The organism is Cohnella algarum, assembly GCF_016937515.1.
GTDB classification, from domain to species: domain Bacteria; phylum Bacillota; class Bacilli; order Paenibacillales; family Paenibacillaceae; genus Cohnella; species Cohnella algarum.
Genome location: NZ_JAFHKM010000002.1, coordinates 5549633 through 5564334 on the forward strand (window position 1 = coordinate 5549633; position 14702 = coordinate 5564334).

Consider the following 14702-nt stretch of genomic DNA (forward strand, 5'->3'; position numbering starts at 1 on the left):
CGATCAGCCGGCAACGTAACTATAAGGTAACCGTGCCCCCCTGCTTTTATGTTCCCAAAAAGCTTCCTAAACCTTTAAATTTTCGCGCCGTTACGCGTTTTTTAGGCGTTTAGCCAGCGCCAGCATTTCCTGAGCGTGGTGACGGGTTTTTGCCGTTACTTCCACTCCGCCGAGCATTCGGGCTAGTTCCTCCACCCGTTCCTGGCTGGAAAGCTCGCGCACGGCCGTTGCCGTTCTTCCGTTGTCGGTAATGCTTTTGGCGATTTCGTACTGATAATCGGCCATGCATGCCACCTGGGGCAGATGGGTGATCGAAAAAACCTGGCAATGCTTCGCAAGCAGCGACAATTTCTCCGCGACGGCTTGAGCGGCACGGCCGCTTACGCCCGTATCGACTTCGTCGAAAACGAGCACCGGAATCCGGTCGATGCGGGCGAAAATCGCTTTGAGGGCGAGCATGACGCGGGACATTTCCCCGCCGGAAGCGATTTTGGACAACGGCTTGGGCGGCTCCCCCGGGTTCGTCGACAGCAAAAACTCGGCGCTGTCGGCACCCGTGGCGTCAAACGGAACAGGCTCCAGCTTGACTTCGAATATCGCCCGCTCCATTTGCAAATCGCGTAGCTCCTGAACGATGATCGCCGACAGCTTGTTCGCCGCGTTTCTTCGGATGGAGGTCAGCCGATCGGCAAGCTGCGACAGCTCGCGCTCGAGCTTTTCTTGTTCGTCCGCAAGCTGCTGAAGCCGTTCGTCGCGATTTTCCAGCTTGTCCGTTTCGGCTTGGATTCGTTTCCGGTAGGCCAGAATATCTTCGATCGTTTCCCCGTATTTGCGTTTCAATCCGCTCAGCAAATTCAGCCGCTCTTCGATAAAGGCGAGCCGTTCCGGATTGAATTCGATTTGGTCGCGGTACCCGCGCAATTGATACGCCGCGTCTTCCGCGCCGTAATAGGCCGATTGCAGCTGCTCCACGAGCGGACCGATTTTCGCCGGATCGACTTTGACGATGTCCTCGAGCCGCGCGATCGCCCGCGAAAGGACGGCAAGCCCCTTGGAACCGTAAAGCAAATCGTAGGCTTCCGATACGGAATCCGCCAGCTTTTCCGCATGGCTTAGTTTGCGTTTCTCGTCGGCCAGGGATTCGTCTTCACCCGGCATAAGCCGGGCTTCTTCGATTTCTTCCAATTGGTACCGGTACAGGTCGAGCATTTGCATTTGCTGGCGGGACGATTCCTCGAGCTCCTTGCGCTCGCGCTCGATTTGCCGGAATCGCCGGTACTTGTCGGCGTAGGCGTTTTTGTCGGGGACGATTTCGTCTCCCGCGTATTGATCCAGCCACTCGAGATGCCGATCCGTTCGCAGCAGCGATTGGTGCTCGTGCTGCCCGTGGATATTGACCAGATGCTCGCCGACTTCCCGCAGCATCGACAGCGTCGCGCTTTGGCCGTTCAGCCGCGCGGAAGATTTGCCGTGCAGCAAAATTTCCCTGCGAATCAACAGCATTTCGCGCGGATTCGCGTCGATTCCGAATCGGTTCAGCGTCGCCCATACCGGATGATTTTCCGGCAAGTCGAAGCTTGCCTCGATGACCGCGCGGTCGCGCCCGTGCCGAATCATGTCCGCCGAACTTCTTCCCCCGGCGATAAGCCCCATCGCATCGATGACCATCGATTTACCGGCGCCCGTTTCTCCCGTCAACACGTGAAATCCGCGATGAAACCCTACGGTAACCTGTTCGATTACCGCCAAATTGCGAATAGACAGCTCCCGAAGCATTGCCTTGCGGCCTCCCCTCTTTTGCTGACGCCTGCGCTTTTATTGCATCATTTCATGGATCCGCTTGACCATCACGGGTCCCTGCTCCTTCGACTTGCAGATCAATAGCGTCGTATCGTCGCCACCGATCGAGCCCAGCACCTCCGGCCAGTCCATGCCGTCGATCAACGCGGCGATCGTGTTGGCCGTTCCCGGCAGGCAGCGGACGACTACCAAATTTTCGGCGGCATCGGCCTGAACGAAATGGTCGAGCAGCGCCCGCTTCAGCTTCAGCGCAGGATTGAACCGCTGATCCTGCGGCATCGAATATTTATATCGGCCGTCTTCGAGGGGCACTTTGATCAGCTGCATTTCCTTGATGTCGCGGGAAACGGTCGCCTGTGTCACATGAACGCCTTCGTTGCGCAGCGCTTCGACCAATTCCTCCTGCGTTTCGATTTCCCGCTTGCCGATCATTTCCCGAATTTGCCGTTGTCGTTGAACTTTCATTCCTTGTCATCCTCCACTTTAAATCGCACCGTACGCACGGTCCGTTCTTTGGGATCGGCAACGATAATCCCCGCGCTTTCCGGAAACAGCAGAGCATAAGGCAGCAGACGCTCCCTGAGCCCGCTGGCGCTCCACTCGGTCGGCTTTCGGGGCCGTTCGAGCTTGACTAAATAGTATTGTTGATCCTTTTTGGCCAAATAATCGAAATAAAGGCGCGTAGGCTGCGAAGGAAAGTCGTCGACGGTCACGCGAAGCGGAATGCGATGCTTGCCGGACAACACCTCGTAACCGTGCTCTTCCAGCAGCGTTACCGCATCGGCCGGTTCCACTTCTCCCGCATGCGCGAGCTTCCGAAGCCTGGCGCTGGGCGGCTCTAACAGCCACAAATGCAGCCGCCTCGCCAGCCACCAGACCAGCAGCCCCGCAACCGTCAAAAACAACAGCCAATCGCCGAACCGCTCCACGATCGCTCCCCCTCCGCATCGAACGTCGGCGTTATCGATTGTCGAGTTCCTGGAGGTTCGCCGCATCTAATCGTAGTTCGCGCCGCAAGCCCTGAATTCCTTTTTTCCGCGAAGGAACGCAAAAACGGAGCATGCCCGCGAGAAACCGGTTATTCGATCCGGCCGTTCTTCGGCAGCTCCGGGACAGATGTTCCCTTGCTTATTTCGTGCTAAGATCAACCTTTGCGGTGAAAAGCGTTCGAGGCCTCGTCCACGACCGAGCGAACGAGCGACGGAACGGAATCCGGAGAACTTTCGTCCTCTAACGTTTCCGAAGCGTTCGCTTCAAGCCGCCAATAGGCCAAAAATTCGATGTTGCCTTCGCCCCCGGTAATCGGGGAATAGGTCAGCCCTTGCAGCCGAAATCCAAGCTTCTCCGCGTGAGCCAGCACTTCGATCAGCACCGATTCGTGAACGCCCGGATCCCGGACGACGCCGGATTTGCCTACTTGCTCGCGGCCTGCCTCGAATTGGGGCTTGATGAGCGCGACCGTCCCGCCGCCGGACTGAAGCAGCTCGGCCAGCGTCGGCAAAATCAGCTTCAGCGAGATGAACGAAACGTCGATCGTCGCAAATGCCGGCGCCGGCCCGTCCAACTGGTCCGCGGTCATATGACGGAAATTCGTCCGTTCCATGACCCGGACCCGCTCGTCCTGGCGCAGCGACCAGTCCAGTTGGTTGTACCCGACATCCACCGCGTAGACGAATGCCGCGCCGTTCTGAAGCGCGCAATCGGTAAACCCTCCGGTGGAGGCGCCGATGTCGAGCATAACCGCATCCTTCAAATCGAGCCCGAAAAATCGGATCGCTTTCTCGAGCTTGAGCCCCCCGCGGCTGACATACGGATGGGGCGCTCCTTTGACGACGATGGCGGCGTCGCGCGGCACCTTCGTCCCCGCCTTGTCGACGCGCTCCGTGCCGACTTGAACGAGCCCCGCCATAATCGCCGCCTTCGCCTTTTCGCGACTTTCGAAATAGCCTAACTCCACAAGCAAAACGTCGAGCCGTTCCTTGACGGGTACGTTCATCACGTCGCTCTCTGGCGCTTGCGGACGACGCGCTTGCGCAGCTCCTGCGCGACGTTTTCGGGCGTCAGCCCGACTTCGGCCCGCTGTTCCTTGATCGTCGCGTGCTCGATGAAACGGTCGGGAACGCCGAGCATGCCCACCGAGATGTGCTGCTGGCCCGCCAATGCGTAAAACTCGAGAATGGCGCCGCCCAGTCCCCCTTGCTCCGATCCCTCTTCGAGCACGAGCAGCGGGATGTTTTCCTTGGCCAAGGAGAGCAGCATCTCCTCGTCCAGCGGTTTGACGAAGCGGGCGTTCACGACCCGGGCCTGAATGCCTTCGCGCTTCAGCAGTTCCGCGGCTTCTTCCGCGACTTGAACCATCGGGCCGATCGCGATGATGGCGGCGTAATCCCCGTCGCGAACCGTTTCCCAGCTGCCGATCGGGATCGGCCGAAGCTCCGGATCCATCGGGACGCCAAGTCCGTTGATCCTCGGATAACGGACGGCGATCGGGCCGTCCTCGTATTCGACCGCGGTCTTGAGCATGTGCCGCAGCTCATTCTCGTCCTTCGGCATCATGATGACCATATTCGGAATATGCCGCAAGAATGCGATATCGTACACGCCTTGGTGCGTCTCCCCGTCTGCGCCGACAAAGCCGGCCCGGTCGATCGCGAACACCACGTTCAGTTTCTGGCGGCAAATATCGTGCACTACCTGGTCATAGGCGCGCTGCAGGAACGTCGAATAGACGGCGAATACCGGCTTCATGCCTTCCAGCGCCATGGCTGCGGCCATCGTGGCGGCATGTTGCTCCGCGATGCCGACGTCGAACATCCGGTTCGGGAAGCGTTCCGCGAAACCGAGCAGTCCGGAACCTCCCGGCATGGCCGGGGTAATCGCCAAGATGCGGTCGTCCCGCTCCGCGAGTTCGATCAGCGTTTTGCCGAAGACGTCTGTATAAACGGGAGGTCCGACCGACTTGACGACTTGTCCGGATTCGATCTTGTACGGCGTGATGCCGTGCCATTTGAACGAATCCGCTTCCGCGGGCGAATATCCTTTGCCCTTGATCGTGAGGATGTGAATGAGAACCGGACCGTTCACCTTCTCGGCTTGATGAAACGCCTCGACCAGCTTCTCGATATCGTGGCCGTCGACCGGCCCGAAATATTTGAGCCCGAATTCCTCGAACAGCATGCCCGGGACAACCAAATATTTCAGGCTGTCCTTGAGCCGTTCGGCCGTCTTGGCCAGCTTGCCGCCGATGGCGGGAATTTTGCGGACGAGCGTTTCGAATTCGTCCTTCGCTTTGCGATAGGTTTTGTCGGAACGAACCTTGCCCAAGTAGTTGTGCAGAGCGCCTACGTTCGGCGCGATCGACATCTCGTTGTCGTTCAGGACGACGATCAGATTGCGCTTCTCGTGACCGATATGGTTCATCGCTTCGAGCGCCATGCCCCCGGTCAGCGCGCCGTCCCCGATCACGGCGATCACTTTGTTGCTTTCGCCCTTCAAGTCGCGCGCAAGAGCCATGCCGGCCGCGGCCGACAGCGAAGTGCTGCTGTGCCCGGCTTCCCATACGTCATGCTCGCTTTCGGAACGCTTGACGAAGCCGCACAGGCCGTCCTTCTGGCGCAGCGTGCCGAAGCGGTCTTTGCGGCCGGTTAAAATTTTATGAACGTAGGCCTGATGGCCGACGTCGAAAATGAATTTGTCCCGCGGGCTGTCGTACAAATAATGGAGCGCGAGCGTCAATTCGACGACGCCCAAATTCGGCGCGAGATGCCCGCCGGTCGCGGATAAATTTTCGATTAAAAACTGGCGGATTTCTTGCGCCAACTGAGGCAGCTCGGCTAAGGAAAGCTGCTTAAGATCAGATGGGCTGTCGATACGGTCGAGCAGCAATGGAGTTCCCCGCTTTCCCGGATAAGTCCGTGTACGTTACAAAATTTGATATCATTATAACACATGCGGCAGACAAATGCCCAATACGGGGCCAAGCTTGGCAGATCTTGACGAAATGCGGACGCAAGCCCCCGCGACGGTCCGCTGCGGTTATGGTATCCCATTCCATACGTTTAACCGTGAAAATCGTTCCGGGATTTTGCTGCAAGGCGAAGTGTTTATTTGTACGGGTTGAATACTTCGGTTCGGAAACTTTAATTCAAGATTGGCGCGAGGATCCGGCCCGGTTTCTAGTTCGCAAGTTGGGGTGGAAGTTTGTGTATCCTCAAAGGTTCGAAAGGGTTCCGGGTGAATTCGGCGTGAGTTCGGCGATTGCACGCAAAAACGATCACCTGCCGTTTTCCGCCCCCGACTGGCGTTAGCCGTCAAAGGCAAGGATCCTCATCCATGGGCGCTCGGCACGGCCAAAAAAAAGACCGCCCCGGCGCGTCGACAACGTCGACATCCGCTCGCCGGGCAGTCCGGATAAAGCGCAAATTCTTTTAAACCGGTGCAACGGCTAGTGATCCCGATTCATGATGGAGCGCGCGATGCCGGCCAGCAATTCCGGCTTGGCAAAACCCGCGGCCATTACCGCCTCGATCGCCTCTTCCGTAAGACGGGACACGCGCTCCCGGCTCGCGTCCAGCCCAAGCAGAAACGGGTACGTCACTTTGCCTTGGCGCTCATCGCTTTTCAGCGGTTTGCCCAGTTTCCCCTCGTCGCCGATCACGTCCAAAATATCGTCCTGAATTTGGAAGGCGAGGCCGATATTGCGGCCGAACAGCTCGAGCGCCGCCAGCTTGTCGGCTTCCGCTTCGGCCGCGTGCCCCCCCGCCCGCAACGAAAACGCGATCAGGTCGCTTGTCTTGTGCAAATGGATCGACTCGAGCTCCTCGAGCGAGGTGATTCCCTGCTCTCCCAGCATATCGCTCGCTTGGCCGCCGACCATGCCCGAAAGTCCCGCAAACCGGGCCAGCTCCGAAACGACGGCGAGCGCCCGGTCTGCCGGAACGCCCAAAGAAGCCGCCTGCGAAGCGACGAAGAAGGCGTGCGTCAGCAACCCGTCGCCGGCGAGAATCGCCATCGCCTCTCCGAACACTTTGTGGTTGGTCGGACGTCCGCGGCGAAAATCGTCGTTATCCATCGCCGGCAAGTCGTCGTGAATGAGCGAGTAGGTGTGGATCATTTCGACGGCGACGGCAAACGGCATCGCCCTGGCGTGGATCCCCTCGTCGCCGCCGACGCTTTCCGCCGACGCCAAAACCAATATCGGCCGCAGGCGCTTGCCCCCGGCTTCCAGCGAGTAAACGGCCGCGTCCCTCAGCGGGGCCGGAATGCGCCATTCGGCCGGTATCGCTTCGCGAAGCCGTTCTTCGACGCGTTCTCGCAAAGCCTTGATATACGCTTCGATGTTGCCAGATACCGTCACTTCCGCTACTCTCCTTTATCCGCTTCGGCCTCGCCCTGCAAAGGCGCGAACGGCTTGCGCTGAAATCCGGTTTCGTCCTCCATCAGCATTTCGATCCTTTTTTCCACTTGTTCGAGCTTCTGCCCGCAAAGCCTGGACAATGCGATTCCCTGCTGATAAAGCTCGATGGCGGTTTCCAGCGGGACGTCCGAATGCTCGAGGCGGGCCACGATTTCCTCCAGCTTCTCCATCGCTTCCTCGAAGGAAATAGCCTGCGCGGCATCCGCGCTCGCCGCCGTTTCCGCGCCTGCCGTTTCCCGTTCCGGTTTAAGGCTCATTCCCGACTCCCTCCTCCTGCAATCCCCATACTTGGCAATCCAGCGTTCCGTCCGCCAAGCGGACTTTGACCCGGTCTCCCGGCTGAACTTCCTCTATCGAACGAATGATAGCTTCTTCCTGTTCGTCATAGACGAGACTGTAGCCTCTGCCCATAATTTTGAGCGGGCTGAGCGCGTCAAGCTGGCGAACGAGCGCGCCGAAGCCGCTTTGCCGTTCGCGCAGCACGCTTCGCATCGACTGCGACAGCCTGGCCGCAGCCGCATCGGCCCGCTTGCGCGCGAACGACGCTTGCGCCCGCGGGCTTGCGGCCGACAACCGGCCCGCCAGCCGCGCAAGCCGCTCTTGCGACCGGGCGAATCGCCCCTCGGCGCGGAACTGCAGCCGATCCCGCAGCCGGTCGAGCCGTTCGGCCTGCGAGAGCAACGCCCGCTTCGGCTGCAAAAAATACGGCGACTTGGCCGCGCGCTGCCAGCGTTCCCGCGAATGGACAAGCTTAAAGCGCAGCGATTTGTCCATTCGCCGCCGCAGCGACTCGATCGTCTGGCGCAGCTCCGCCGCGTGCGGAACCGCGAGCTCCGCGGCCGCGGTCGGCGTCGGCGCGCGCAAATCGGCGACGAAGTCGGCGATCGTGAAATCCGTTTCGTGGCCGACCGCCGAAATGACGGGAATGGCCGACGCGCGAATGGCTCGGGCGACGATTTCCTCGTTGAACGCCCAAAGCTCTTCGAGCGATCCGCCCCCGCGGCCCACGATCAGGACGTCGGCCTCGCCGAGACGATTCATCGCCTCGATCGCCTGCACGATCGAGGCCGCCGCCGCCTTCCCCTGGACCGATGCCGGATAGAGAAGCACCGGGACGGACGCGAACCGCCTTTGCAGGGTAATGATAATATCCCGCACCGCCGCCCCCGTCGGCGACGTAATAACGCCGATCGCTTTCGGGTATCGGGGAATCGGCCGCTTGACCGCCTCGGAAAACAAGCCTTCCTCGCCAAGCTTCCGCTTCAACTGCTCGAAAGCGAGATAAAGGCTGCCGACGCCGTCCGGCTGCATCGCCGTAACGTAAAACTGGTACTGGCCGTCCCGCTCGAAGACGGACACCCCGCCTCTCGCCAGCACCTTCATGCCGTCCTTCGGCCGGAAGGGCAGCCGCTGATTGTACGAGCCGAACATGATGCTTTTCAGTCTGCCGCTTTCGTCCTTGAGCGTAAAGTACATATGTCCGCTCGAATGATGGGTGAAATTCGAGATTTCCCCCCGGATCCATATATCCTGAAGCTTGGCGTCTCCTTCCAGCTTCAGCTTGATGTACCGGTTCACATCGCGGATGCTCAGCACGCGCGAAGGCTCCAAACGCGCCGCCTCCTCTCCTTGGCTTCGAACGCGACCGTTTGCGTCTGTATTTCGTTTACTTGGCTTTGCCCAATGCCGCTTTCAGCGTATTTTTCATCAGCATCGTAATCGTCATCGGCCCGACGCCTCCCGGAACCGGCGTAATCCAGCCCGCAACTTCGGAAGCTTCGGCAAAATCCACGTCGCCGCACAGCTTGCCGTCAGGCAGCCGGTTGACGCCGACGTCGATCACGACGGCTCCGGGCTTGATCCAGTCGCCTTTGACCAGCTTCGGAACGCCGACCGCCGCCACGACGATATCGGCTTGGCGGGAAACTTCCGCCAGATTCGGCGTGCGCGAATGGCAAATCGTCACCGTCGCATGCTCCCGAAGCAGCAGGAGCGAAACCGGCTTGCCCACGATGTTGCTGCGTCCGATGACGACCGCATGCTTGCCGGCGGGAGAGTTGCCCGTCCGCTTCAGCAGCTCGATAACGCCCGCCGGCGTGCAAGGCAGCAAGGCGTCGTCTCCGATGACCATATTGCCGACGCTGACCGGATGAAAGCCGTCCACGTCCTTTTCGACCGCGATCGCGTCGATGACCGCCTTCTCCTCGATATGCTTCGGCAGCGGCAGCTGCACGAGAATGCCGTGCACGCTGTCTTGGGCGTTCAACCGGCCGATCAGCTCCAGCAATTCCGCTTGCGAGGTCTCCGCGGAAAGGCGGTGCACCTCGGAATAAAAGCCGAGATCTTCGCAAGCTTTCGCCTTATTGCGAACGTAAACCTGGGACGCCGGATCTTCCCCGACCAGAATGACGGCAAGCCCCGGTTGAATGCCCGAACTTTTCAGCTTTGCGACTTCGTCTTTGATTTCCGCCCGGATTTGGTCGGAAATTTTTTTGCCTTCGATCAGCTTTGCGCTCATTGCGGTTCCTCCTCGCCATTCGTTTCGAATTCGGGCTTCGGATCTTTTGCGGATTCCGGCTTTCCGCCCCCGTCTCGCGCAGCATGCGTCCGAGCACGCCGTTGACGAATTTGCCGGATTCGTCCGTGCCGAAGCGCTTCGCCAGCTCGATCGCTTCGTTTACGACAACCTTCGGAGGCACTTCCTTCCGGTGGGCGAGCTCGAAAGCCGCAAGCCGCAAAATCTGGCGGTCCACCCGCGACAGGCGATCCACCTGCCATCCGGTCAAATACCGGGCCAGCGAGCGGTCGATTTCTTCCCGGTGGGCCGTAACGCCCTTTACCAGCTCGCGGGTAAACCCGTCGACCGCGCCGACGTCTTCGACGTTCGCGCCGATTTCGTTTTCTTCGCGCGCTTCCGTCAGAACGGTCTCCACCGCGGCCTGCGCGTCCACGCCGTTCATTTCCATCTGGTACAGGCTCTGCACCGCAATTTCCCTTGCCAATCTGCGCTTCATGAATCCTCCCGCTTCGACAACTTGTTTTTTGGGCCAACCGAAATAGCATTCAGAAAAAACGACGAGCCGTCCCGCCCGATCCCGAAACGGGATGGCGGCGCGAGGCGCCGCTTCGGGCAAGAAGGCTTCACGGCTTGCGAATCAGCGCGGCCACGGCCACCGATCGGACATCCAGGAGACCAGCCGGTCCCACGGCAGCAGAGGGCCCCGCTTCTTGTCTTTGTTATATCCGATTCCATATCCCAAACCGACAAGCAATATACAAAACAGCATATCCCAAAATCCGCTAATTAAATAGATGACCGCGCAAAAAAGTCCCGCCAAAATGCCAAGCGCCCGTCCTCCGTAGGCTTCCAGCCATTCTTTCCACATGGGCGGCCGTCCCCCTATTCCACTCGGCTTTTATACGTGGTCGGCGACTGCGTCACGTTGGCGATAAAGACGGAAACCTCGGAAACGGGAATTCCGGTCGTCTGCTCCAAATGTTCGGATACGGCTTTTTGCATTTCTTCGGATATCGAAGGAATGGAGTTTTCCCCGTCGACGAAAGCGCGGATCATGATTTGCAGGCCGGATTCGGAAGCGCGGACCCGCGCGCGCAAATCCTTGACGCCCCGGGAACGGGATGCGGCCTTGAGCGCCAAATTCTCGATCGTCTCGACCGAAATGCGAATATCTCCGTGCTCGGTGCGCTGAGTGATCGACTCGGACGAGCCGCCGGTGCGCCGAAACGAAACGACGAACAGCCGGAAGCTGATCAAAAACAGCACGACGCCGACCGCGATGACCGATGCCTGAACCGCCCGGTAGCCTCCCGCGGCCTCCTCGACGAACTGCTTCAGCCATTCCGTATCGAAGCCGCCCAGCGCGACGACGACGGCGATTACGGAAGCGGCGCCCACCGCCAGCGTGTATAAAAATAACAGCAGCCTGTCCAGCATTCTAATCAACGACAGTCTCCTCCAGTCTCGACGCGCGTATGCCCCGCCTTACGAAAAGGCGCCGAAGCTCGGCCTCCCCCTGGGTTCGGCCGCTACGGCGCCGTCATCCGCATTCCGGTAATCGCTTACCTCAGGGAATCCCGGGGGGCGCTATCGGACACGCGCATGCGAATCGTCTTCTTCCGGTTTCTCCGGAGTTTTGAAATGAACGTCGTGAATATGTACATTCACTTCCACCACGTTCAGCCCCGTCATCGTTTCGATCGAACGCTTGACGTTGCGCTGAATTTCAGCCGCGATTTCGGGAATGCGCCTGCCATATTCGACGACGATATTGACGTCGACCGCCGCTTCGCGCTGGCCGACTTCGACTTTCACGCCTTTGGACAAATTTTTGCGTCCGAGAAGTTCCGCAATTCCGGAGGAGATACCGCCGCTCATTCCGGCAACGCCTTCCACTTCGACCGTCGCGAGACCGGCGATCACCTCGATGACTTCCGGCGCGATTTGAATGGTACCCATTTCCGTGCGTTCGTAATCGGTCACCAATGTTTCCATTCGTGAATCCACCTCCTTCAAAATGGTACGGCTCTTCGCCCAAGCATCGGCTGTCAGAGGCGCCGGCAGCCCTCGGCATGGCGGCTGGGCCGTCATGCCGGATTGGGCCATGCACCTCTTTATTATTCATACTATAGCATTGCGCGTTGATTATGACAAACCGGGATCATAGATATCGTGTTCTTCGAGAAACTTGATATCGAACGTGCCTTTTTGGAACAGGGGATGATCCAGCAGCTTCAGATGAAAAGGGATCGTCGTTTTGACCCCTTCCACGAAAAACTCCGCGAGGGCCCTCCGTCCGCGAGCGATCGCTTCGCCGCGCGTCGGCGCCCAGACGATCAGCTTCGCGATCATCGAATCGTAATGCGGCGAGATCGTGTAGTGGGTGTAAGCGCCGCTGTCCACGCGCACGCCGGGACCGCCGGGCGGCAAATAAAAGCCGACGCGCCCCGGAGACGGCATGAAATTGCGTTCCGGATCTTCCGCATTGATCCGGAATTCGAACGCCCAACCGTCCCATTTGACGTCTTCCTGCGCAAAGGAAAGAGGCGCTCCTTCCGCGACCGAGATCATTTCCTTGATCAGGTCGACGCCCGTGATCATTTCGGTGACGGGGTGTTCGACCTGGATGCGGGTATTCATTTCCATAAAATAAAATTGGCCGTCGGGACCCAGCAAAAACTCGATCGTGCCCGCGCCGCAATAGTCGACGGCTTTGGCCGCCCGTACGGCGGCTTGCCCCATCCGTTCGCGGAGGGCCGGCGTCATGACCGGGCACGGCGCTTCCTCGACGAGCTTCTGGCGCCGGCGCTGCACCGAGCAGTCCCGTTCGCCGAGGTGAACGACGTTGCCGTGCTTGTCGGCGATGACCTGAATTTCGACGTGCTTCATGCCGGTCAAATATTTCTCGATATAGACGCCGGAATTGCCGAACGCCTTCTGGGCTTCCTGCTGGGCGGTCGTAATCTCGCGAACGAGCATTTCTTCGTCGTCCGCAAGGCGAATGCCGCGCCCGCCGCCACCGGCCGTCGCCTTGATGATGACCGGATACCCGATCTCGCGCGCTACCCGGACGGCTTCGTCCAGATCCTCGACCAGGCCGTCGGAACCCGGGATGACCGGAACGTCGGCCTCCTTCATCGTCTGCTTCGCCACGGACTTGTCGCCCATCCGACTGATCGCTTCGGCGGAAGGGCCGATGAACGTGATGTTGCAGCTTTCGCAAATATCCGCGAAGTCGGCGTTCTCCGACAGGAAGCCGTAGCCCGGATGAATCGCGTCGCATTCCGTCAGCGTAGCCACGCTCATAATGTTGGTCAAGTTCAAATAGCTGTCTTTGGAGGCCGTCGGACCGATGCAGTACGCTTCGTCGGCCAAGCGGACGTGCAGCGATTCGCGGTCGGCTTCGGAATAGACCGCGACGGTCGAAATTCCGAGCTCCCGGCACGCCCGGATAATGCGGACGGCAATCTCGCCGCGGTTGGCCACCAAAATTTTATGGATTTTCAAAACAGGAGATCCCCCTTCGTTGATACCAGTTGACGCTCGAAAGCCGGAAATCCTTTATTCCGGTCTGACGAGGAACAGCGGTTGGCCGTACTCGACCAATTGTCCGTTCTCTACCAGAATCTCGACGATCTCGCCTTTCACTTCCGCTTCCAGCGGATTCATCAGCTTCATCGCTTCCAAAATGCAAACGACCGTCTTCTCGGTCACCTTGTCGCCGGCATTGACGAAGCTCGGGGCATCGGGAGAAGGAGCCCGATAGAACGTTCCCACCATCGGGGAAACGATCTTGTGCAGGCCTTCGCGTTCGGAAGACTCGCTCTTGGGCGCTTCCGGGGAAGCCGCCGCTTGGGCGGGCGCCGCGGCCGGCGCGGATGCCGCCGCGGGCAAGTATGTATGTGCCGCCGGAGCCGTTTGCACGTTGACGACTTCGGTCCGGCCCGGTTTGCGAATGGCGAGCCTTGCCCCTTCGTTTTCGATTTCCAGCTCTTGAACGGACGTTTGATCCACCAATTTGATCAGTTCTTTGATTTCGCTAAGTTTAAACATTGTCTCGGACACTCCTTGGTTCGGGGTTCCTTTGCAGGCCATGCTTGTTCGTTCCCATAACGAAGTTATTATATCACATTCGACTGAAATGGAAAGAGTCCGGCCTTATGGCCGAACTCTTTGCCGCAGCGCGCCGTTCGTTCAAGGAATGTATTGCACGGTCAGCCTGTCGGGCGAAACCTCCAGCTCCTTCATGGCAAGCTCGACGATGGTTACGGCTTCGTCCTTCTCCAGCTTGTCGGCCTGAACAACCACCTTGTAGTTGCTTTCTTCCTCTTCCACGACGACGTTGCCGTAGGTGGCGACCAACTTTTCCTCCAGGGAAGTCATCCGCTCTTCGATCGCGTCGAGCCGGCTCAGCTCCTCCATCGCGGACTGGGCTTCCTCGGGCGTCGTGTTTTTGCTGTCGGCGATAATCGCGTTCAGCCGTTCCTGCTCTTGCGAGTAATTTTCCAATCTTTCAAGCGCGATCCGATCGATATATTCCCTGCCGCCCAAATTGTTGTTCATTCCGTTCAGCACGGCTTCGTCCTCCGGACCGCCCGTTTCGGGTTCCGCCGCCGACTCTTCGCCCGCGCTTCCCGCTTCCGGCGACGGCTCGCTCCCGGAAGCCGGATCGCCGGATTCGGAAGGCTCTTCGGCGCCCGTTTGCGAATCGGGAGAGGCGGACGGGGAGGCCCCGGCTTCGGTTTCATCGCCGTATGCTCCGTCGACCTGCGTGATTTCCACGCCGCTTCCGGGATCCGCCTGGGCATACCCGCCGGCCTGGTCGGCCGTCTGTCCGGCCGGATTGACGTCCTCCGTAAACAGGTAGTATGCCGACAGAATGACCATCAAACTGAGCATCGACACCAGCCAAATCGTTTGCCTTTTGTTGTTCATGCTCTCCTTGCCTCCTTGGATTTTGGGCTTTTT

The 14702-nt window shown here is 59.3% G+C and carries 15 protein-coding genes and 1 pseudogene; all 16 read right to left on the minus strand.

Annotated elements, in window-relative coordinates:
- Nucleotides 1-90: 90 nt before the first annotated feature.
- Complete coding sequence (gene recN / locus JW799_RS25140) at nt 91-1776, minus strand: DNA repair protein RecN (RefSeq protein WP_080838390.1); 1686 nt, start codon at nt 1774-1776, stop codon at nt 91-93.
- Between the two features lie 39 nt (nt 1777-1815).
- Nucleotides 1816-2265 carry a transcriptional regulator AhrC/ArgR gene (gene ahrC, locus JW799_RS25145; protein ID WP_080838388.1) on the minus strand — a complete coding sequence of 150 codons (450 nt, stop codon included), beginning with the start codon at nt 2263-2265 and terminating at the stop codon, nt 1816-1818.
- Nucleotides 2262-2729: a hypothetical protein gene (locus tag JW799_RS25150; RefSeq protein WP_080838385.1), complete on the minus strand. Its 468-nt coding sequence runs from the start codon at nt 2727-2729 to the stop codon at nt 2262-2264. The genes ahrC and JW799_RS25150 overlap by 4 nt, the downstream gene beginning before the upstream one ends.
- Nucleotides 2730-2944: 215 nt before the next feature.
- Nucleotides 2945-3796 carry a TlyA family RNA methyltransferase gene (locus JW799_RS25155; RefSeq protein ID WP_205432249.1) on the minus strand — a complete coding sequence of 284 codons (852 nt, stop codon included), beginning with the start codon at nt 3794-3796 and terminating at the stop codon, nt 2945-2947.
- Nucleotides 3796-5685, minus strand: a complete 1890-nt coding sequence (dxs, locus tag JW799_RS25160; RefSeq protein WP_205432252.1) for a 1-deoxy-D-xylulose-5-phosphate synthase — start codon at nt 5683-5685, stop codon at nt 3796-3798. Before dxs ends, JW799_RS25155 begins: the two co-directional genes overlap by 1 nt.
- Nucleotides 5686-6244: 559 nt before the next feature.
- Complete coding sequence (locus JW799_RS25165; RefSeq protein WP_080838379.1) at nt 6245-7156, minus strand: polyprenyl synthetase family protein; 912 nt, start codon at nt 7154-7156, stop codon at nt 6245-6247.
- A 5-nt stretch (nt 7157-7161) separates the two neighbouring features.
- Nucleotides 7162-7473, minus strand: coding sequence for an exodeoxyribonuclease VII small subunit (gene xseB, locus JW799_RS25170; RefSeq protein ID WP_080838376.1), 312 nt, complete (start codon nt 7471-7473; stop codon nt 7162-7164).
- Nucleotides 7463-8827 (minus strand): exodeoxyribonuclease VII large subunit, encoded by a 1365-nt coding sequence (gene xseA, locus JW799_RS25175; RefSeq protein ID WP_080838373.1) that lies wholly within the window; start codon nt 8825-8827, stop codon nt 7463-7465. The genes xseB and xseA overlap by 11 nt, the downstream gene beginning before the upstream one ends.
- A 55-nt stretch (nt 8828-8882) precedes the next feature.
- Nucleotides 8883-9734 (minus strand): bifunctional methylenetetrahydrofolate dehydrogenase/methenyltetrahydrofolate cyclohydrolase FolD, encoded by an 852-nt coding sequence (gene folD, locus JW799_RS25180; RefSeq protein WP_205432254.1) that lies wholly within the window; start codon nt 9732-9734, stop codon nt 8883-8885.
- Nucleotides 9735-9807: 73 nt separating this feature from the next.
- Nucleotides 9808-10230 (minus strand): annotated as a pseudogene (gene nusB, locus JW799_RS25185) (transcription antitermination factor NusB); the annotation flags it as partial.
- Nucleotides 10231-10371: 141 nt separating this feature from the next.
- A complete protein-coding gene (locus JW799_RS25190; protein WP_080838370.1) occupies nt 10372-10602 on the minus strand; it encodes a DUF2273 domain-containing protein in 231 nt (76 codons plus the stop codon).
- Between the two features lie 14 nt (nt 10603-10616).
- Nucleotides 10617-11180, minus strand: coding sequence for an alkaline shock response membrane anchor protein AmaP (gene amaP / locus JW799_RS25195; protein WP_080838367.1), 564 nt, complete (start codon nt 11178-11180; stop codon nt 10617-10619).
- Between the two features lie 141 nt (nt 11181-11321).
- Entirely contained in the window at nt 11322-11729 is a 408-nt protein-coding gene (locus JW799_RS25200) for an Asp23/Gls24 family envelope stress response protein (RefSeq protein ID WP_080838365.1), read from the minus strand.
- Between the two features lie 150 nt (nt 11730-11879).
- Complete coding sequence (gene accC / locus JW799_RS25205) at nt 11880-13241, minus strand: acetyl-CoA carboxylase biotin carboxylase subunit (RefSeq protein ID WP_205432256.1); 1362 nt, start codon at nt 13239-13241, stop codon at nt 11880-11882.
- A gap of 54 nt (nt 13242-13295) precedes the next feature.
- Entirely contained in the window at nt 13296-13787 is a 492-nt protein-coding gene (accB, locus tag JW799_RS25210; protein WP_080838359.1) for an acetyl-CoA carboxylase biotin carboxyl carrier protein, read from the minus strand.
- Nucleotides 13788-13928: 141 nt separating this feature from the next.
- The gene (locus tag JW799_RS25215; RefSeq protein ID WP_080838356.1) at nt 13929-14669 is read right to left on the minus strand and encodes a SpoIIIAH-like family protein; all 741 of its coding nucleotides are present in this window, start codon (nt 14667-14669) and stop codon (nt 13929-13931) included.
- Nucleotides 14670-14702: the final 33 nt, after the last annotated feature.